The sequence below is a fragment of the Candidatus Binataceae bacterium genome (assembly GCA_035508495.1).
Classification (GTDB): Bacteria; Desulfobacterota; Binatia; order Binatales; family Binataceae; genus JASHPB01.
This window is the reverse complement of sequence record DATJMX010000072.1, coordinates 1-19056: the sequence shown is the minus strand read 5'-3', so window position 1 is coordinate 19056 and position 19056 is coordinate 1. Positions and strand designations below refer to the sequence as shown.

Annotated in this window: 19 protein-coding genes and 1 tRNA gene; 12 read left to right on the top strand and 8 right to left on the bottom strand. The window is 60.8% G+C overall.

The genetic code is table 11. The annotated features are described in order from the left end of the window. Positions 1–22: 22 nt before the first annotated feature. Complete coding sequence (locus tag VMA09_20925; GenBank protein HUA36086.1) at positions 23–1381, bottom strand: right-handed parallel beta-helix repeat-containing protein; 1359 nt, start codon at positions 1379–1381, stop codon at positions 23–25. Positions 1382–1664: 283 nt separating this feature from the next. On the opposite strand from VMA09_20925, the gene VMA09_20920 reads away from it, so the two are divergent. The 4 genes from VMA09_20920 to VMA09_20905 all read left to right on the top strand — a co-directional run bounded on the left by VMA09_20920 (position 1665) and on the right by VMA09_20905 (position 5685). Further along, on the top strand, positions 1665–2171 hold the full coding sequence (locus VMA09_20920) for a (2Fe-2S)-binding protein (protein HUA36085.1): 507 nt from the start codon (positions 1665–1667) through the stop codon (positions 2169–2171). Further along, a complete protein-coding gene (locus VMA09_20915) occupies positions 2168–4279 on the top strand; it encodes a molybdopterin cofactor-binding domain-containing protein (protein ID HUA36084.1) in 2112 nt (703 codons plus the stop codon). Before VMA09_20920 ends, VMA09_20915 begins: the two co-directional genes overlap by 4 nt. 9 nt (positions 4280–4288) lie before the next feature. After that, positions 4289–5293: an amidohydrolase family protein gene (locus tag VMA09_20910; GenBank protein ID HUA36083.1), complete on the top strand. Its 1005-nt coding sequence runs from the start codon at positions 4289–4291 to the stop codon at positions 5291–5293. 155 nt (positions 5294–5448) lie between these two features. Next, positions 5449–5685 carry a hypothetical protein gene (locus tag VMA09_20905; GenBank protein ID HUA36082.1) on the top strand — a complete coding sequence of 79 codons (237 nt, stop codon included), beginning with the start codon at positions 5449–5451 and terminating at the stop codon, positions 5683–5685. Between the two features lie 12 nt (positions 5686–5697). On the opposite strand, the gene VMA09_20900 is transcribed toward VMA09_20905, so the two are convergent. Next, positions 5698–6174, bottom strand: coding sequence for a hypothetical protein (locus VMA09_20900; GenBank protein ID HUA36081.1), 477 nt, complete (start codon positions 6172–6174; stop codon positions 5698–5700). 90 nt (positions 6175–6264) lie between these two features. On the opposite strand from VMA09_20900, the gene nthB reads away from it, so the two are divergent. The 6 genes from nthB to VMA09_20870 all read left to right on the top strand — a co-directional run bounded on the left by nthB (position 6265) and on the right by VMA09_20870 (position 10906). Next, on the top strand, positions 6265–6939 hold the full coding sequence (gene nthB, locus VMA09_20895; protein ID HUA36080.1) for a nitrile hydratase subunit beta: 675 nt from the start codon (positions 6265–6267) through the stop codon (positions 6937–6939). Further along, positions 6936–7547, top strand: a complete 612-nt coding sequence (nthA, locus tag VMA09_20890; protein ID HUA36079.1) for a nitrile hydratase subunit alpha — start codon at positions 6936–6938, stop codon at positions 7545–7547. Before nthB ends, nthA begins: the two co-directional genes overlap by 4 nt. Then, complete coding sequence (locus VMA09_20885; protein HUA36078.1) at positions 7544–7822, top strand: nitrile hydratase accessory protein; 279 nt, start codon at positions 7544–7546, stop codon at positions 7820–7822. Before nthA ends, VMA09_20885 begins: the two co-directional genes overlap by 4 nt. Positions 7823–8383: 561 nt before the next feature. Further along, positions 8384–9403 (top strand): hypothetical protein, encoded by a 1020-nt coding sequence (locus VMA09_20880; protein HUA36077.1) that lies wholly within the window; start codon positions 8384–8386, stop codon positions 9401–9403. Between the two features lie 209 nt (positions 9404–9612). Further along, positions 9613–10632 carry a right-handed parallel beta-helix repeat-containing protein gene (locus VMA09_20875; protein HUA36076.1) on the top strand — a complete coding sequence of 340 codons (1020 nt, stop codon included), beginning with the start codon at positions 9613–9615 and terminating at the stop codon, positions 10630–10632. A 103-nt stretch (positions 10633–10735) separates the two neighbouring features. Continuing rightward, on the top strand, positions 10736–10906 hold the full coding sequence (locus VMA09_20870) for a hypothetical protein (GenBank protein ID HUA36075.1): 171 nt from the start codon (positions 10736–10738) through the stop codon (positions 10904–10906). A gap of 22 nt (positions 10907–10928) precedes the next feature. Here VMA09_20870 and recA read toward each other — a convergent pair whose 3' ends face one another. Both recA and VMA09_20860 read right to left on the bottom strand, forming a co-directional pair. Beyond that, entirely contained in the window at positions 10929–12011 is a 1083-nt protein-coding gene (recA, locus tag VMA09_20865; protein HUA36074.1) for a recombinase RecA, read from the bottom strand. Between the two features lie 177 nt (positions 12012–12188). Further along, a complete protein-coding gene (locus VMA09_20860; GenBank protein HUA36073.1) occupies positions 12189–12755 on the bottom strand; it encodes an NUDIX hydrolase in 567 nt (188 codons plus the stop codon). Positions 12756–12895: 140 nt separating this feature from the next. Between VMA09_20860 and VMA09_20855 the strand changes: the two genes are divergently transcribed. Further along, the gene (locus tag VMA09_20855) at positions 12896–14176 is read left to right on the top strand and encodes a glycosyltransferase family 87 protein (GenBank protein HUA36072.1); all 1281 of its coding nucleotides are present in this window, start codon (positions 12896–12898) and stop codon (positions 14174–14176) included. A gap of 6 nt (positions 14177–14182) precedes the next feature. On the opposite strand, the gene VMA09_20850 is transcribed toward VMA09_20855, so the two are convergent. The 4 genes from VMA09_20850 to VMA09_20835 form a co-directional block, all read right to left on the bottom strand. Next, positions 14183–14875, bottom strand: coding sequence for a molybdopterin-dependent oxidoreductase (locus tag VMA09_20850; GenBank protein HUA36071.1), 693 nt, complete (start codon positions 14873–14875; stop codon positions 14183–14185). Next, the gene (locus tag VMA09_20845; protein ID HUA36070.1) at positions 14868–15539 is read right to left on the bottom strand and encodes a cytochrome b/b6 domain-containing protein; all 672 of its coding nucleotides are present in this window, start codon (positions 15537–15539) and stop codon (positions 14868–14870) included. Before VMA09_20845 ends, VMA09_20850 begins: the two co-directional genes overlap by 8 nt. 354 nt (positions 15540–15893) lie before the next feature. Continuing rightward, on the bottom strand, positions 15894–17231 hold the full coding sequence (locus VMA09_20840; GenBank protein HUA36069.1) for an acetyl-CoA hydrolase/transferase C-terminal domain-containing protein: 1338 nt from the start codon (positions 17229–17231) through the stop codon (positions 15894–15896). Then, positions 17231–18211 carry a ferritin-like domain-containing protein gene (locus VMA09_20835; GenBank protein HUA36068.1) on the bottom strand — a complete coding sequence of 327 codons (981 nt, stop codon included), beginning with the start codon at positions 18209–18211 and terminating at the stop codon, positions 17231–17233. The genes VMA09_20840 and VMA09_20835 overlap by 1 nt, the downstream gene beginning before the upstream one ends. Before the next feature lie 160 nt (positions 18212–18371). On the opposite strand from VMA09_20835, the gene VMA09_20830 reads away from it, so the two are divergent. Further along, positions 18372–18462: transfer RNA gene (locus VMA09_20830), tRNA-Ser, on the top strand. Positions 18463–19056 lie beyond the last annotated feature (594 nt).

Below are 19056 nucleotides of genomic sequence, written 5' to 3'. Positions count from 1 at the left end.
CGTCTGCCAGGGCCCGCGTGGTTCAGCGCCGGCACTTGGTTGAGTCGAAAGATCTGCCCGTGTCGACGCATTGGCCCTGATGCCGCAGATCCTGCACGCATACCTTGACCGCGCCGCTGCAGCTGCCCCCGCCGCCGCCGTCGGTCGCAGTGAAGCCGAGAGTATAGATGAGTCCGCCGCTTCCCTGGCCGTTGGCGCGCACCCATGCAGTGCTCGTTCCAACGCCGAACCCGTCGCTGCAAATCGGACCGCCGCCGCTGACCGGCTTGTCCTGCGTTATCGACGTCATGCTGATGGAGAACGGCCCCCCGGGATCGGTCACACCGAAGATGCTTTCCGGCATGAAAGCGAGCGGCAGAGAAACGAGGTTCGGCCTGCTCGCTTTGGCGGCGCTGCAATCGATAGTTGGAGCGGGGACGGCATTCAACTCGAATGAGCCGATATCGCAATCAGTCTGTCCGGGCGCCGGGCGCAGATATTCGCGCTGATCGGTAGCCGGACAGATCTCGGGCGGAATCTTGTCGATCGCAGGGCTGCCGGCCAGGAGCGCGATCGTCTGTGTCGGTCCGCCATTGTCCGCGAGACCGCCGGGGTCGAGCTGCGGGTCAGTATTGTTATGACTGCCGGCGGCTGAGAAATGGCACGTAGCGTCGTCCGAAATGTTGTAGCCTTCGTCTTCGATATCCCCATCGCAGTTATCGCCTGCCGAGCCAGTGACGATTGTCCCTTTTGCCGTTGTAATACCGAGCGTACTGAATATTCCGCCACCGATGCTCGCGCCGTTGTCCGAGAACGTGCTGTTCACGACGTTCAGGCGCGCTCCGCCAACGAAGATCGCTCCGCCCTGGCCCGCACTGTTACCATAGAACGTACTGTTGACCACGACTGTCGTGTCTCCGGCTTGACTGCGAGTCAAGCCGAGCGCACCGCCGACGAGCGCGTTGTTGCTTGAGAACGTGCTGTTCGAAACGGTCAGCCTTCCGATGCTGATGATCGCGCCGCCATTGTTGCCCTCGTTTTCAGAGAACGTGCAATTGTCGACGGTCAAAGTGCCATTATTGTTGATGGCGCCGCCGCCAAGGTTGTAGCGGGCGGCGGTGAAAGTCAGATTGCGTAAAATCACCGTACTCCGGCCGAGTGACGCTTCGTCGATAAACATGATCGGCACCTGATTATTGCCGCTGATCACGATTCCAGCGCTCGGGCCAACGATCGACAGATTGCGATCAATATCGGGCAGCACTGCGTTGAGTATGATCGTACCGCTGACGCCGTTGGCGAAGACGATCGTGTCGTCCCCGGTTCCGGCCGCGCATCCATGAACAGGGCCGTCGAGGTTGGCCGACGTGATCGCGTCGCGCAGGCTGCAATGCCCCGCCACGCTGCTATCAGAGAGCGTATCGACCGTGGGTCGCCGCTCGCGCCGTGACCGTAATGATCAAAAACAGAACTGCGCTCAGTGTTATGATGCCCCATCTTCTGGTCATTGTCCCGCCCTCAAGCCGTCAACTGTCCGATCTCCGAACGAAGCGATCGTGTATCGCGGCGCATCCTAGCTTGCTATTCAGCTCTGCTACAAATGAAAGCTTTTACCTACGAACAGGTTCTACCGGGTCCCTTCTTTTCAACTGGTGCGGTCTGTGGCGCACTCGTAGGATACGAGTATGAGCCGCGAAGCGGGACGCGCGGGCACAACCCTTCATCTGAAGGTCAACGGCACCGAACAGGAAGTGACCGTCGATTATTACGACACCCCTCTGCTCTACGTTCTGCGCGACGATCTCAAGCTCAAGGGCGTGCGCTTCGGATGCGGCGTCGGGCAGTGCGGCGCGTGCACGGTTATGATCGATGGGCGCGCGGTGAAATCCTGCGAAACGCCGGCGTGGTCGGTGGAGGGGCAAGGGATCACTACGATCGAGGGCCTCGGCACGATCGATCGGATGCATCCGCTGCAGCAGGCGATCGTCGATTTTCAGGCCGGCCAGTGCGGCTACTGTCTGGCGGGAATCCTGATGAGAACGGCGGCCCTCGTTGGCGTTGACAAACAGCCATCGCGAGAGAAGCTTGTCGCCGCGCTCGACGATAACCTCTGCCGATGCGGCGCGCATTCGCGGATCCTCGACGCCCTCGAAGGGGCATGGATCAAGCTCGCGGCCGGTGACGCGAAATGACAACGCCGCAGTTGCCGTTCAGCCTTCAGCAGAACCCGCGCCTCAAGCAGTGGGTCGATTTCAGCCGCGGCGGAATCGTGCGGGTATTCAGCGCGAAGGTCGAGCTGGGTCAGGGAATCGTGACGGCGCTGGCGCAAATCGCAGCTGAAGAACTCTGCTTGCCTCTCGCCCAGGTCAAAGTGATCTCCGGCGATACGCGGTACTCGCCCGACGAATGGTACACCGCCGGCAGCATGTCGATCGAAGTGGGCGGAATGTCGCTGCGCCTGGCCTGCGCGCAGGCGCGACAGACGATTCTCGCAGCGGCGGCGCGCTCACTCAATGTCGACGCTGCTCGGCTGCGTGTCGATGCGGGCGCGATCCTGCTGGACGGCACGCGCAGCGAACTCGATTATTGGAAACTGGCGCCAAATATAGATTGGAACCTCCCTGTATCGGGAACCGCACCGCTGATGCGCGGCAACGATGGGAATCATATCGGCGCTAACGTTGCGCGCTTCGATTTGCCGGCGAAAATCACCGGCGGTGCGTTCGTGCAGGATCTCGAGCTGCCGGGGATGCTGCACGGCCGCGTGTTGCGTCCGCCCTGGCCCGACATGCATCTCATCGAATTCGATCAGAGCGCGGCGCAGAAGCTGCCCGGGGTGGTGAAAATCTGGCGCAGCGGCGATTTCGTCGGCGTCTGCTGCGAGCGCGAATATCAGGCGGTCAAGGCTCTCGAGACACTCCGCGCGAATGCAAAGTGGAACGAGGACGCGCGGCTGCCCGGCGGACAGAACTGGAAGGAATGGCTGCCGACCCAGCGTGCCGTCGATTCTCATAGCGAAGTGGGCGACGCGGCCGAGGTGCGCGGTGACCTCGTTCGTCTGTCGGCGACTTTCTCGAAACCCGCGATCGCGCACGCGTCGCTCGGCCCCTCATGCGCCGTCGCGCAATTCGACGGAACGGAGCTTCGCATCTGGACGCATTCGCAGGGCGTATTTCCGTTGCGCTCGGCACTCGCCGAGGCGCTAAAGCTCGAGCCCCAACGAATCATCGTGATCCATACGCAAGGCGCGGGATGCTACGGGCACAATGGCGCCGACGATGTTGCGCTCGACACGGCGCTGCTCGCGATTCAGACGCAGCCGCGCCCGGTGCGCGTGCAATGGATGCGCGACGACGAGTTCGCCTGGGCGCCACTCGGCTCGCCGAGCGCGGTCAAGCTCAATGCCGCGATCACGCCCGGCGGCGAGCTGGTTGACTGGTCGACGGAGATCTGGAGCGGGCCGCATGCCCGCCGTCCCAAGCCGCGCGACGTCGAGCTGCTCGCGGCGACGCAACTCGAATCGCCGATACCGTTTCCGCACGTAGCCGAAGACATGACGCGATTCGCGGGCGGCTCGCGAAATTCCGAGCCGCCGTACGATCTGCTGCATCGCAAGATCGTTCTGCACAGCCTGCCGGATTTGCCGTTTCGCACTTCCGCGCTGCGCACGCTCGGCGGTTACGCCAATGTCTTCGCAATGGAATCGTTCGTCGATGAGCTGGCGGACACCGTGGGAATCGATCCGATTCAGTTCCGCCTGCGCAACATCTCCGATCCCCGCGCCCGCCGTGTGATCGAGACCGCCGCGCGCATCGCGCAATGGGACACGAATGCCGCGCGTGGCACTGGACGCGCCGCGGGTTTCGGGTTTTCGCGATATAAAACCACGGCCGCATACGTCGCGGCTGTCGCGCACGTCGAGGTCGATGAGCACGTGCGCGTGCGAGAAGTGTACTGCACTGTCGATGCAGGCCTCGCGATCAATCCCGACGGCGTCAGGAACCAGATCGAAGGTGGCATCATCCAGTCGATCAGCTGGACGCTGCTGGAGCAGATCGCGTTTACGCCGAGTGGTATCGCGGCCAAGACCTGGGAGGAATACCCGATTCTGCATTTCTCGGAAGTTCCGCGGGTGCACGTAGAGTTGATTGAGAATCCCGATCTGCCGTCGCTCGGCGTGGGTGAGGCAGCACACGGTCCAGTTGCTGCCGCGATCGGAAATGCCGTCGCGCGCGCCTTGAACTGCCGGATTCGAGATCTACCGATTACGCGCGAGCGAATTATCAGTGCGCTCGCATAGGATCGCTTGATGCCGAAGAACCTCGCAATCGATATTCACGCGCACGCGATCGTCGAAGAAGTCGAGGCTCTCGCACGGCAGCATCCGAGCTTTGCCGAAGAGGCGAAAAAGGCGGGCGCGATCGTCGGCGCCGCTTCCCTTCAGCATAATCGCAAACTGATGAACGACGGATGGTTGTATCGCCTGACCAGCCTCGACGCGCGAATCGCCGCGATGGATGCGATGCGTATCGACGTGCAGGCGGTGAGCGTCGCGCCGACGCAGTATTACTACTGGGCCGATCGTGAACTCGCGGCCAAAATCGTCGCAGTCGCGAACCAGCGAATCGCGGAGCTTTGCGCGCATCGGCCGGATCGTCTGGTTGGCCTTGGGACAGTATCGTTACAGCATCCCGATCTGGCGATCGCGCAACTGCAACACGCGATTCGTGAGTTGGGCTTGCGCGGTGTGATCGTATCCACCGCCGTCAACGAGGCAGAACTCGCCGACCCGCGCCATCTCGCGTTCTGGAAGAAGGCCGAGGAGCTGGGCGCGCTGGTGTTCATTCATCCGATCGGATGCGCACTCGGCGAGCGGCTGGTTCCATATTACTTTTCCAACGTGATCGGAAATCCGCTTGAGACCGCGCTCGCGCTCGCGCACCTGGTTTTCTCGGGCACACTCGACCTTTGCCCCTCGCTCAAAGTCTGCGCGGCGCATGGCGGCGGTTATTTTCCGGCTTACACTCCGCGGTTCGATCACGGATGGCGCGTGCGGCCCGAGGCGCGCACCTGCGCGAATCCGCCCAGCGCCTATCTCAAACGCATCTGCTTCGATTCGCTCGTGTACACGCCGGAGCAGCTCGCATTCCTGATTCAGCAGGCGGGCGCAAGTCAGGTCGTGCTCGGCACTGACTATCCGTTCGACATGGGAATCGACGACCCGCTCGATCGTCTGGACGCGGTCGCTTCTCTCGCCGAATCAGATCGCGACGCGATCCGCGGCCTCAACGCGGCGAGGGTGCTGGCACTTTAGCGCTTACCGGGTGATTGCGCCGAGATCGATCGGCCGGCCTGATACCGGCACCGGCGCGTCGTTTTCGCTGATGCTCAATGTGACCACTTCCTGTCGCGATGAGTTCACTGCGGGTGGCGCGCCGCCCGGCGATCCGCCGCATCCGGCAAGGCCGAATGCCAGCAGCAGAATCGCGGCCGCCGCCGGCGCCGAATCGCGGCGCGCTATGGCCTGAGCGCAACGACGTTGAACTCCTGGCGGAACTGGGCGGGGATGAAGACTCTCAGCTCATGGCGAACCGAATCGGCGTTAGGCGGGCGATTCTCAGATCCTATATGCGCAGGCTGCGCGACAAGCTCGAATGCGATAACCTCGCGGCGCTCAGGGCGTTCGCGAAGCCCTTGGCATTGTGATCGGTATCGCGTCTAAGAGTTCTTTTCCGGGGCTCGGCCGGATTCAGCGAGACTCTTCGATGGCCAATGGAAGACCAGGGCTTTGGACCTGATCCATAGGTAGAGCGTGACCGCCACCAGCGCCGGACCTTCGGCCGCCTTGGTGCGCACGCTCGACAGCTTGGCGGGGTTGTTCAGGTTGAACGCCACGAACAGCAGATGGCTGAGCACGATATCGGCGGCAACTCCCAGCGCCAGCAGCATCGCCCAGCGCTGTTCGGTCAAGATGCCCCAGGCGAGGACGAAGAAAATCGATGCTTCCACGAGCAGCGCGAATCTGGCTGCGTCGCCGAACAGCTTGAGTCCCGCCAGCAGCATCAGCGAGTCGCCAAGCCCGAGCTCGCCCGCATCGAGGAATGCATGGATCAGCAGCCGGCATGCCCAGAGGCCAAGCGCGATCGCGAACAGGCGCGTATCGAGCGGCCATCGATTTTTCGCTGGCGGTTTCATGCGGCGAGACGAGGCTAATCACGCCGCGGCGGCGTCATCAAGGAATTTCCGATTGCGGCGCGGCGCGCGAATCGACAGAGTTAGGAAGCGATGAACGGAATTCACGACATGGGCGGGATGGACGGCTTCGGCCCGGTCGTCGCGGAGCAAAACGAGCCCGTTTTCCACGCCGAGTGGGAGCGCCGCCTGTACGCGATGATCAGCGCGGCGATCTTTCGCATCCCGGGGATGAGCGCCGACGAATTCCGCCACGCGATCGAGCGGATACCACCCGCGCGCTATCTCTCATCGTCGTATTACGAGCGATGGCTCGCGGCGGCGGAGGAACTGCTGGTCGAGCGGGGCCTCATCACGCGCCAAGAACTGCTCACGGCCAATGGCGCATCCGCGGATTCGGTTATCGCAAATCTTCCTGCCGCGGTTGCGCCCGAGTTGAGCAAGCGGGCGGCGCGGATGCGCGCGCGATTCAAAGTTGGCGATCGGGTGCGCGCGCGAGAAATCAATCCGCCCGGGCATACGCGCTTGCCGCGCTACGCTCGGGGCAAGCTCGGCACCATCGCGCGCGACTGGGGCGTATTCGTTTTCGCGGACAGCAACGCGCATCGCGTCGGCGAGAATCGGCAGCACTGCTACGCCGTCAAATTCGATGCCCACGAGCTGTGGGGCAAGGCGGCGCGCGCCAGGGAACGCGTCAATATCGATTTGTGGGAAGATTATCTCGAAGCGGCGCCCAAATCTTCGAAGCCAAAGCGAGGCAGGCGATGAGCGGAAATCATGATGCGGCCGAGCACGGACCCGCGGCGCGGGTCAAAGCGCTCGAAGAGTTGCTGACAAAAAAAGGACTCGTCGATTCGGAATCGATCGATCGGATTGCCGACCTTTACGAAAACAAGATGGGGCCGCACAACGGCGCGCGCATGGTTGCGCGGGCCTGGGTCGATCCCGAGTACAGGAAGCGACTGCTCAAGGATGCGACGGTGGCCGCCGCCGAAATGGGATTCTCCGGGCCCGAGGGTGGACATCTTGTCGCGGTCGAGAACACCGATCGTGTGCACAACATGATCGTATGCACGCTATGCTCCTGTTACCCGTGGTCGGTGCTGGGTTTGCCGCCGGTCTGGTACAAGAGCTTCGCGTATCGCTCGCGCGCGGTGAGCGATCCCCGCGGCGTGATGCGAGATTTCGGGTTCGAGCTGCCTGACAACGTTGAAGTCCGGGTCTGGGATTCCAGCGCCGAGATCCGTTATATCGTGCTGCCGAAACGACCGGCGGGCACCGAGAAGATGAGCGAAGAGGAACTCGCCGCGATTGTCACGCGCGACGCGATGGTCGGCGTGTCTGAGGTTCCTGCGTCGAAGCGCAGGGCGCGATGAACCAGCTCGACGAGCTGATCGAGGCGGCGCGTCTCGATCCCGATCGCGTATTCAGCGCGCCGTGGGAAGCGCGCGCGTTTGCGATCGCGGTGAAGCTCGCGGACACGGGCGTCTTCACCTGGGACGAGTTCCGCGAGTATCTCATCGAGGAAGTCGGCAAGTCGGACAAAGCTCGCAAGCACGATGCGCCAGGCCAGGAGCAATACTACGAGCACTTCCTGCGCGCGCTCGAGCATCTGCTGGAAAGCAAAGGCATCTCGCTGGCCGATCACTAACTCGTAAGGGACCTCCTTCTCTGGCTGCTCTGCCATAAAGCCGCATGCGCGCCCAGAATCCCTCCGTAGGATTCGCGATCAAAGCGATCCGACGCGGCGAAAAATCCGATGAACTGTGTCCCTTAGTGTATCGAGAGGAACAAAAGCTGGGATTTTGATGCGAACAGTGAGCTAGAATTCCAGATTCATTCAGAAGCGTGTGTTGATTCGTGCGCGTTCAAACTGACTAGCCATACTTCTCTATTTTTTCTTCTTTTGCTCAATGGACAGCAGCATCTGTCTTAGTTAGTTTGCATTAACACATAGTCGATAATCCGGTGATCTTTTGGCTTGAGTCGCGCTCAAGCGGCGCGGATATCAAGTTCGCTCGCTCGGACGTGAAAGAGCGTATTGGACTAATCGACGGCGAAGCTAAAGGGGGTGGTGCATGATTCTCGCTGGATCTGGCTAGGGTTGGCCGTTCCTCGCAACTAATCAAACAGTCAATCGAATTTTGAACGAGCTGCCGCGAGCAGCGAGTTCAAGAGGACGCGCCAACTGCGCGTCCGGGAGGGAATTCTGATGAACAGGCGTACCTGGATGACCTTTCTCGCAACGCAACTCTGTGTGGTTTCGTATGCTGCCGTAGCGGCCGCACTACCAATCTGCCAGCCAGTTTCCCCGGCCTTCACCGGCGGCAGCGTCACGGTTAACAATGCGGCGATCGTTAATCCTTCAAGCCCTGTGACCGGCACGGTCGACGCCACCGGCTGCGATGCCGCTGTCTATTACGGACCAGGCAAGTCCGGTTCGGTGACCAACGCGACGATCTTCGGATCGATCCAGGCGGGAATTGTAAATAACGGCGCCAACGTCACGATCGACAGCAATTCGATCTATCAGATCGGCGATAGTCCCTTTACTGGGGCCCAACATGGATACGCGATCTATATGTACGGGCTGAATTCGCCGGCCTCGGGAAATATCACTCGTAACATCGTGTGGAATTACCAAAAGAACGGTATCGTTGTTCGCGGCGCCAAGTCGACCATCAGGTACAACACCGTCATCGGCCAGGGCCCGGTTAACTACATCGCGGCGAACGGCATCGAGGTGGGATACGGGTCTGGATCGACGATCGATTCCAATCGCGTGTTCGGGAATTCATATACGGGCTCAAACGCGGCGACTGGCGCGGGAGTGCTGCTTTTCGGCGGACCCTGCTATGACGGCCCCGCTCAGACCAATACCTCGGTGACGTCGAACGAACTCTCCGGCAACGACATCGGAGTATCTTCAAACAATCTGGCGGCGGATTGCGTGAGTTCCGTCAATTCGGCCACACGAAACACGATCCAGAGCAACACCATTCGCAATAACGCGATCTTCAACACTTCCGGCGGGCCGCTTACCTCGCCCAGTCCGTCGCTTCCGTATCAGGCGGGCGTATCGGATCAGGGAAAGAGCGACGTGATTATCGCCAATTCGATCTGCGGCATCGGCTACACGCCTCAAGGGAGTACTCCACCCTATATTTTCTCCGTGGATACTACACTGGCGATCGGGACGATAAGTCTGCTCAACTTTTGCGGAGGCAACTAAGCACGTAGCGCGAGTTGCATGAGCTGGGAAGAGGGGGCGAACGAGACTCATCGTTCGCCCTCTTTGTTCGAAGAGAGTGCCGCCTCAGTTCACAAGCGGCCGCCAATTAATCGATTTACGATGGACATTCAGGCCCGGCTTTCCTAGTCTCTCCCGTTCAGTTGACGACTCCCAGTCAACTTGAAACCTGCGAACGAAGGGGTATCGAGATGAGGAAAGTCTGGGTCGGATTTCTCGTCATGCAATTAGCCGCGCTGTGTCTGTCGGTTCCGGGCGCGATGGCGTTCCCGGTGTGCAAGCTGATTCCGGAAGCCTCCTTCAGCGTCGGGGGCGTCAGCAATCTGAGTGCCTCGATCGTGAATCCGGGCGCGCCAGTGACCGGGTTGGTCAACGCGATCGGCTGCGACATCGGCGTCTATTTCTCACCCGGCAAGACCGGATCTGTGACGAGCGCGAGGGTGCTGGGCGCGCGTGTCGCCGGTATCGTGAATAACGGCGCTAACGTGAAGGTCGACGGCAGCGCGATCTATCAAATCGGCGACCTGCCAATATCCAGTGCGCCGTATGGCTATGGAATCTATGTGTCAGGCCAGTCGGCGCGCGCCTCAGGCAATATCACTCACAATACGATCTGGGATTTTCAGCAGGGCGGTATCGAAGTTATCGGCGCGACCGCGCTTATCGAATACAATACCGTGACCGGCCAGGGACCCACGACCGTTTTGGCGCAGCGAGGAATCGAGGTCGGGCTCTCGTCGCGATCGACTATCCAGTTCAACAATATTTTCGGGATGTCGTACTTCGGCGAGGATCGAGCGACAGGCGCTGGAATACGCCTTTACGGAGGTCCATGCTTCGATGGTCCGGACCAGACCGACACCAGCGTCTTGTCCAATCAGTTGACCGGCAACGATATCGGAATTGCATTGAACAATCTGGCGGTGAACTGCGTAAACTCCGACACTTCCGCGACGAAGAACACGATCAGTTACAACGCGATCCGCGACAACGGCGTTTTCAATTCGGTCGGCGGACCGCTCGATGGATCAGGGCCGCTGGGCGCGTATCAGGCCGGTGTCTCGGACCAGGGGAAGCTGGATCAGATCATCGGCAATTCGATTTGCGGGTTCGGCTACACGCCGCAAGGATTCAGCCCGCCGTATATCTACAGCGTCGATACGACGCTTGCGCTCTCGCCCATCGCGTTGCTGATCAAGTGTGTGAACTGACTGCTCAGTTGGTTCGCGCACAACTTCCAGTTGATGCCGGCGGGCGCGCGCTGGGAGCCTATCGACTATGACGGCGAACCCATCGTGCTCGTCCTCACCAAGCATGACAGCAAAAGACGTGCTGCTCTCAGTGATGCGGCTGGAAGCTATCGATGACCGCATCTCGCGCATCCGTAGCTATGCATTCTCGCCGGAGACCCTGGACGAAGTCGCGAGTACGCTAGGCCTTCTGCGCAGCCCCGCGATGTACAGCCTGCGCGATCTTCCGCACTGACAGCGGACCCTTGCCGCGAGCGCTACACTTTTTTCTTTGACGATACCGGCGCTGGCGGGGCTTCTTCTTCCTCTTCGCCTTCGACGGCCGCTTCGGGCGGGAGCGCCACCGCTTTCGTGCTCAGCTTCTCTCGCACCTTGGCTTCGATTTCGTCGGCGAGGTTCGGATTCGCTCTCAGCAGATCGCGCGCGTTCTCGCGGCCTTGGCCGATTCGCTCGCCGTTGTATGAGTACCACGCGCCGAGCTTCTCGATGATGCCATGCTCGCTCGCCAGATCGACCAGCTCGCCTTCCTTCGAGATTCCAGTGCCGTAGAGGATGTCGAACTCGGCTTCGCGGAAAGGCGGCGCGACTTTGTTCTTGACGACCTTGACCTTGGTGCGCGAGCCGATCACGTCCTGCGCATTCTTGATTGTGCCGATGCGCCGGATATCGAGACGGACCGAAGAGTAAAACTTAAGCGCGTTGCCGCCGGTCGTGGTTTCCGGATTGCCGAACATCACGCCGATCTTCATGCGGATCTGATTGATGAAGATCACGATCGTGCGCGAGCGCGCGATGATCGAGGTCAGCTTGCGCAACGCCTGCGACATGAGGCGCGCCTGCAGGCCCATCTGCGGCTCGCCCATCTCGCCTTCGATCTCGGCGCGCGGCACCAAGGCCGCCACCGAATCGATTACCAGCACGTCGATCGCGCCCGACTGCACCAGAGTCTCCGCGATCTCGAGCGCCTGCTCGCCGTTGTCCGGCTGCGAGATGAGCAGGTCCTCGACCTTGACGCCGAGCTTGCGCGCGTACTGCGCATCGAGCGCGTGCTCGGCGTCGATGAATGCGCCGATGCCGCCGAGCTTCTGCGCCTCCGCGATACACTCGAGCGCGAGAGTCGTTTTGCCCGATGACTCCGGCCCGTAAATCTCGACCACGCGGCCGCGCGGCAATCCGCCCACACCGAGCGCGAGGTCGAGCCCGAGCGAGCCGGTCGGTATGACCTGGATGTCGGCCACGATCGCCTGCTCGCCGAGCTTCATGATCGAGCCTTTGCCGAACTGCTTCTCGATTTGGCTGAGCGCCAGGTCGAGCGCCTTGGTTTTGATTTCCTGCGCCATCTGTTCCTGCTTCCCCCTTTAGGAATCGGAACTCCAACAACGAGTTGATTGATTGAATCTTGCCACAAAAGCGGCCGCATAGCGCTATCGGATCGCCGCACTGCTCCACAGATCGCCTTCGGACATGCGGATAACTCGCGTTTTGTGGCGACGCGGCGCGGGTAGCAGCGTTCGGACTTATCTTGCCAGCGCTCGCCCGCGCGGATTGTAGGCGTGGAAGAACGCGAAGCCCGCGACCGTCAGCGCATGAGTAATGTGCCCCTCGGCGATCATCCTTCTTATCTCGCCCAGCGGAACCAACACGACCTCGGTCTCCTCGGCGCTGCCGTCGAAGTGCGGACGCTCGACCTGATGCACCGCCGTAGCGAGATATGAGTAGCAGAAGTTGCCCTGGATCGCCGGGTTCGGATGCACCTTGCCGATTTCGATAACCTTGCTTGAATCGAAGCCGGTCTCCTCGATCATCTCGCGCCGCGCCGCATGCATCGGCGATTCGTCGGTCGCGTCAACCATTCCGCCCGGCACTTCGAGCGTGAAGTCCGCGATGCCGTGACGCCATTGGCGGATCATCACGACCTCGTGATGCGGCGTGAGCGGAATGATATTCACCCAGTCGACGGCCTCGAGCAGGTAGAAATCGCGCTCGCCGCGTTTGGGATGAGCGGCGCGGCGCTTGTGCAGATCGAAGATCGGTGTGTGATACACGGTCTCGGTCGTGAGCGTTTTCCATTTGCGGGCTTTCACGAAGGCTGAATCTATCACGATCGCATAAACACGATAGCTCCGGCGGATGCTCTCCGAACGTACCCGATGGTAAGGTGTGCGCGGCAATTCCTGTTGGCGGAGGAGCGGTCATCGACGACATGGCGCGGGGCGGAAAATCGATGCTCGCACGACTGATGCGCTCGCCAGTCGTGGCGGCGATCTTCGCAGCAGCCGCGTCCGTGCGTCTCTTCTGGATCGTTTACGTGCTGAGGCCGCCCAACGTGCAACTCGATTTCAGCACGTTCTGGCTCGGCGCGTGGGCGATGCGCCATCACGTTAATCCGTATAAGTACGACCTCACTTTAGCCGCCTACCGGTTAAAGGTCGTGATCGGCCCGGTCCGGCGAGCGAACTATCCGCCCACATTTTTCTTGCTCTTTTACCCCCTCAGCCATCTGGCTCCCTGGCACGCGTACTGGGTGTGGTGTGCCTTCAGCGTTGTCATCCTGATCGCCGCGCTGTACCTGCTGGTCGCGGCCAAAAAAATCGTGCCGCCGCCGACCGCGACGATCTTGATAGCGCTCGGAGTGATGTACCTGCCGATCCAGATTCACTTCGAGTTTATGCAAGTGCAACTGCTGGTACTTTTCCTCCTGATACTGATGTGGATGGCGCTCGAGCGGGGCAACGATCTAGGCGCGGGCGCGGCGTTGGCCCTCGCGGGTCTAATCAAAGCGTTTCCGCTGTTCATGGCGCTTTACTTGGTATGCGCACGAAAATGGCGCGCACTCGGATTCACGATCCTGGGGCTCGCGATCGGATTCGGCCTCACCGTCGCGATCGTCGGCGCGCAGGCATTCTGGTTTTTCGACACGATCGTGGGGCATTTGAATCCGCATCCCGGATATCCGTTCATTCCGATAGTAGGAATGGCGGGGGCGATCGTAAGGATCTCGCAGCTCTTGGTTCCCGACGATTCGAATCACGCGATTCTCGTTGCGCGGCGGATTGTGGAACTGATCGCGGAAATTACCGTGCTCGCATTGACCGTGGCCGCAATCGTGCGCGCGCAAAATGACCGCCGCAGAGCCGAATACGCCTTCGGCCTCTGCATCGTGGCAATGATTCTTTGCGATTCGAATTCGTGGCCCCACTACCTGGTCTTCCTGTTGATGCCGCTGAGTCAGATCGCAATCGCGACCGATCTCGGCATCGCACCTCTGAGCGCGCCTGTGCTGGCGGTAGTTTCCTACTTGCTGACGGAGCTTTCGTATCGCGCCAACCATTGGCGCGTCGAGCAGATGCAAATGACCACGGCCTCGTGGTTCGGGGAAGGCATGTTCCTCGCGACGCTGATGGTATTCGTCGCGGCATACGCGCTAACGACACGCGCGGCCGAAGGAAACCGCGCCGTCAAAGGTGAGCGAGACACTCTGCTCAGTGCGAACGCGAAGCGCTGACGCGAATCAGGTGCCGGCGAACCATTCATAGCCCTGGTTCTCCCAGTAGCCGCCGGTTATTTGGGGCAGGAAGTTCACTTCGGTCAGGTACTTCACGTTTTTGTAGCCGAGCTTGACCGTCGAGTAGAGGCGCAGTGGCGCGCCATAGTCGGAGTCGAGATCGTCGCCGTTCATTCCATAGGCAAGCATGGTCTGCGGATGCATCGCGCTCGGCATATCCCACGACGAGTAGTAGCCGGCATCGAAGGATCGAAACTCGACATAGCGCGCCTCGGGCTGCGGCCCGACGAGCTTGGCGATCTCGCGCATCGGCACTCCCTGCCACGCGGCCACAGCAGACCATCCTTCGACGCAATGATGCCGGATGCGGATATTGATGCGCGGCATTTTCTTGAGTTGATCGAGCGTGAGAATGACCGGGTTGTTCACCAGGCCGCCGACTTTGAGCGTCCAGTTGGGCGGCGCCGACGGCATATCGCTCGAAATGAAGTACACCGGGAAGTCGTCATCAGGCGTGAGCTCGGATTCGGGCGGCTCCGGTGCGAGTCGATTGGGCGAGAACAGCAAGCTCTGAAACTCAGCATTCCAGTGCTCCATGCCCTTGAGGAATTTGGCCGTGAGCGGACCGTTGCATCCCGCGACAAGCGTGCTCGCGGCGAGCGCGCCCAGGAATTTGCGGCGCGTGATTATCTCAGCCACGGCGGCCTCCCGTGATCATCGCAACCAGCGTCCGCGGATGCAGTGCGACCAGCACGATATGATTCAGCGTGAAGCCCGCGAGCAACAGCAGGCATCCGAAGTGCACAACGCGCGCGCCGTCGTAGCCGCCGAACATCGAGGTCAGCCAATGAAGCTGGAGCGGTTTGTAGATCGCCAGTCCCGACAGCACGACCACGATTCCGAAAATTATTGCCGACGTGTACGCGAGCCGCTGGAGGCCATTATAGAAATCCTCGGGCGGAGGATCGGGACGCAGGCGCAGGTAATAGATGAACATTTGGGTCGCGTTGAAGGCGTCGCGGCCGGGCAGGAACACGCGCCGGCGCCATTCTCCGCTCACAATTTGATAGGTGAGGTAAATCAACCCGTTGATGATGAGAAACCAGGCGATCGCGAAATGCCAATGGCGCGCGCCCGCCAGCCATCCGCCGAAACGCAGCCAGCTCGGCGGCGCATCGCCCTGGAACGGATAAAACTTGTAGAGCGCGCCGCGCGGGCCGAAATACGGATACGCGACCAGAATCTGCAGCCCGCTGCCCGCCATGATGAGCAGCAGCGGGATGTTCACCCAGTGCGCCAGCCTGACGATCAGCGGCTGCTGTCGCCGTCCTGCAAAGCGGTTCTGCACTTTCGCCACCGGCATTAGCTAACAGCCATCCGTGATACTGACGTTAACATCGAGCAGAAGCTTCATGTTCCCGTACCATGAGATGCTGGCCAGAACCGAAAAATGTCGCAAGCCTGGCGGTCGCAAGCTCAGGACCACAGCGACATAGGCTCGCGATACTTGCACCGGTCACACTGCGGCGCGGAATCAAACCAGGGGATTGTTGCGTCGCAGTGATTTTGGCCAAATGGGGAGGTCTGGGCGCTCGATGGCGATCATAGCGTTATTTCGCGCTGCTAGGGGCCGCCATGGTCTGTGGCAAATTCGTTGTCAAAATTATCGGACCTAAGCTCAAAATTTGCCCAAAACTCCTTTCATAACGCTAAAGCCTCAGAGGTTGTACATGCGCTTGGCGGTGGCCTTCAGCTCGGAGCGGAAGTCGGGATGCGCGACCGCGATCATTTCGTTGATTCGCTCGCGCAGCGACTTGCCCTTGAGCGTCGCGATGCCGTACTCCGTGACGACGTGATGCACGAAGGCGCGCGGACAGGTCACGACGCTGCCTGCAGGCATCGTCGGCACGATACGCGATACGAGCTGGCCCTTGACCGTCGAGGTTGACGGCGTGACGAGGATCGTCTTGCCGCCCGCGAGGCTCGCGCCGACGACGAATGCCGTCTGCCCGCCCGTGCCGGTGTACATCATCCCGCCGATCGACTCGCCATTGACGTGGCCGGTCAGATCGATCGCCATCGCGTTGTTCACGGAGATCAGACCGTCTTCCTGCGCGATGACGCGGATGTCGTCGGTGAAGTTGAAATCGTAGAGCGCAAAACTTGGATTGCCGTCGATGAAATCAAGCTGGTCACGCGGCGTCAGCGGAGCGAAGCCGGCGCCGACGACCTTGCCCGGAAACAGCTTCTTGTATTTGCCGGTCAGCACGCCGGCCTGCACGAGCGGCGCGGTATGGAGCGGGATGATCTCGGTCTGCATCCCGAGGTCGTGATGATTTTTCAGGAACGGCATGATCGCGCCTGACATCGAGCCGACACCGATCTGGATCGTTGCGCGATCGGGAATCAGTTCGCGCGCGATCGTTCCGCACACGGCGTCGATCTGCTTCTGCTCCTCGGCGTTGGGTACGGGCAGCTTTATCTCCGGGAGTTCCAGCGTCCGCTCGACGAAGTAGTCGATCTCCGAAATATGCAGCGCGTTATCGCCGCCGACGCGGATCAGCTTGGAATCGATTTCCGCGATCACCAGATCGGCGTTGCGCGCCAGCAGCTTCGACATGATCTGCGCATCGCCGAAATTGCACATTCCGTTTTCATCGGGCGGCCCGACCAGCACCATGTACACGTTGAAGTTCTCGAGCGAGGGCGGCAGATGCCCGTGGCGGTAATATTGGATCGGCGTGAAATCAGCGTCGCCGCGCGCGTAGATATGCCGGTCGTACGGCGATACGTACATCGACTGAAGCCGGAAGCGCTCGCCAAGACCCGGTAGATCCCAATCGAATGCCGTCGCGCCCGCGTTGATCAGGACGTCTTCGGTCTCCATCAGGCGCCCCGAGAGGGCGGTACAGAGCTCGAGCGGCGTCGATTGCGCGATCGACATGCAGACGCGATCGCCAGACTTGATGTTAGCGACGGCCTCGTCCGCAGCAATGAGCTTACCGCCGAGCTGCGCACGCCATCCAGCAGTGTGAGCAGAAAGCGCGGTAGCCATTACGCAGCCAGGGCGGCAGCCGGGTCGATGCCCATCTCACGCAGAAAACCGCTAGTGCGGTCGTTGAGCAGTCCTACCTTCTTCATATTGGTGACGACGGTCTGATGCATCTCGCGGCGGAACAGGCGGCGGAAATATACGTGATCGTTGCTGCGGGCGATTTCCTTGCGCGCCACCTTGATCTGCGCGATGTCCTGCGCGGTCATCCCCACTGCCTCATACGCTTCGAGCGGGAACTGCCCGCTCAAGAGGAGCATCAGCGCTTCGCGCACGAAATCCTCGAGCTCATGCAGGTCGCCGGTATTCAGTCCCGCGATTTCATCGGGCAGGCTGAGCACCGAAAAACCCATGTGGCGCGACTCATCGGAAAGGATTCGCTTGCAGATCTCGCGCAACAGCGGATCCTGCGCCGATTCCATCAGCATCCTGAACACCGACACCGCAAAAGTCTCGGCCAGGAGCTGGAGCCCGACGGTCTTAACGAACCACTTGCCGTGACCCAGGATGTAATCGAAGAGCTTGCGCACGTTGGCATTCATCGGGTAGATGCGCCCGTCGCATTTGTCCTTCAGATACTTGCTCAGCACCTCGGTATGGCGCGCCTCATCGACGACCTGGGTGCCGACGAAGAACTTGCTGTCGTTGCTCGGCACCATGTCGACGAGCTGCGCGCAGGCGAGCATCGCGCCTTCCTCGCCGTGGAGGAGCTGCGAAAGCCGCCAGCATGAGAACTCGACGTTGAGCTTGCGGAAAGTCTTGTGGTCGAGCTTGCTGATGGTCGGCGTGCCGTGCCCATCGACGAGCTCGTCGGCAAAGAGACCGCGTTCGAGATCGACGTTGGTGGTCCAGTCGATATCGCGCGAGACGTTCCACTGATCGCGCTTGGCGTTCTCGTAGAGCCGGCGCAGGTCGGGGGCGGTGACGTCGTAGTCGCGGGTGAAGTAGGTTTCCAGTGTCGTGCGAATAATGTCCGGCGACATGCAAGCGCTCCTCGTGACGTATCTAGGCAAGACCGTAGCAAATTCGGATGCGCGGCGAAAAGTCCGGCGCGCATTTCGTATCAGGTGCGCTGAAGTTGCGGCGCTGCCAGGAAAGCGCGGCTTGACTGCGCAGGAGGGAAGATAAATGCTGGCAGGTCGCGGAGAGGTTCGGGAGTCAGGTTTAACCGGCGTGACTCGAAATCACGTGAGCCCTCGTGGCTCCGGGGGTTCGAATCCCCCCCTCTCCGCCACACAGTTTGTAGAGTCTACCTACAATCAGGAGAAGGCGGCAAATTCGCGCGTGGACGGGCCGATTCGCGCAGCTCGTGGCACCGGAGAGAGCGAGAAATCGTGCAAATTGCCGATTTGCCGCGATTCCTCTCTGTTCAGAAAAGATTCGGTGCCACGAGCGGGAGCTCCGTATACGCCGCCGTTCTCAGTTGCGGCGGGCAGGGTCCTGGGTCCGGGGCCAGACCCCGCGGATCTCCAGTTCCCGAGTCTCCGGATGAGAGCAGCATCGGCGGAAGTGAAGAGCATAATTGCCTATCTCAATCTGTTCGCGCGTGGGGTCGCCGACTCCCGCCGCAGTCGGCGCCGCCCCGCCGATCGGCGGTTCAGCACGAGCAGCTGTTAGCGCAAGACGACGCTCTCTGCCTCGCGCAAGGCGCGAGCGACGCACAGCGAGCGCAGTACGAGCGCGAACCGAATCAGCAACCCAAGCATCGCGCGTTGCAGTATCACACTCGCAGAGCTTCGTCACGCCGACGAAGTTTTTACTAGGCACAGGGGGCACAGCTGAGCCCAATTGTGCGTCGAATGCTGATTTCTGGGGAAAATTTACGATT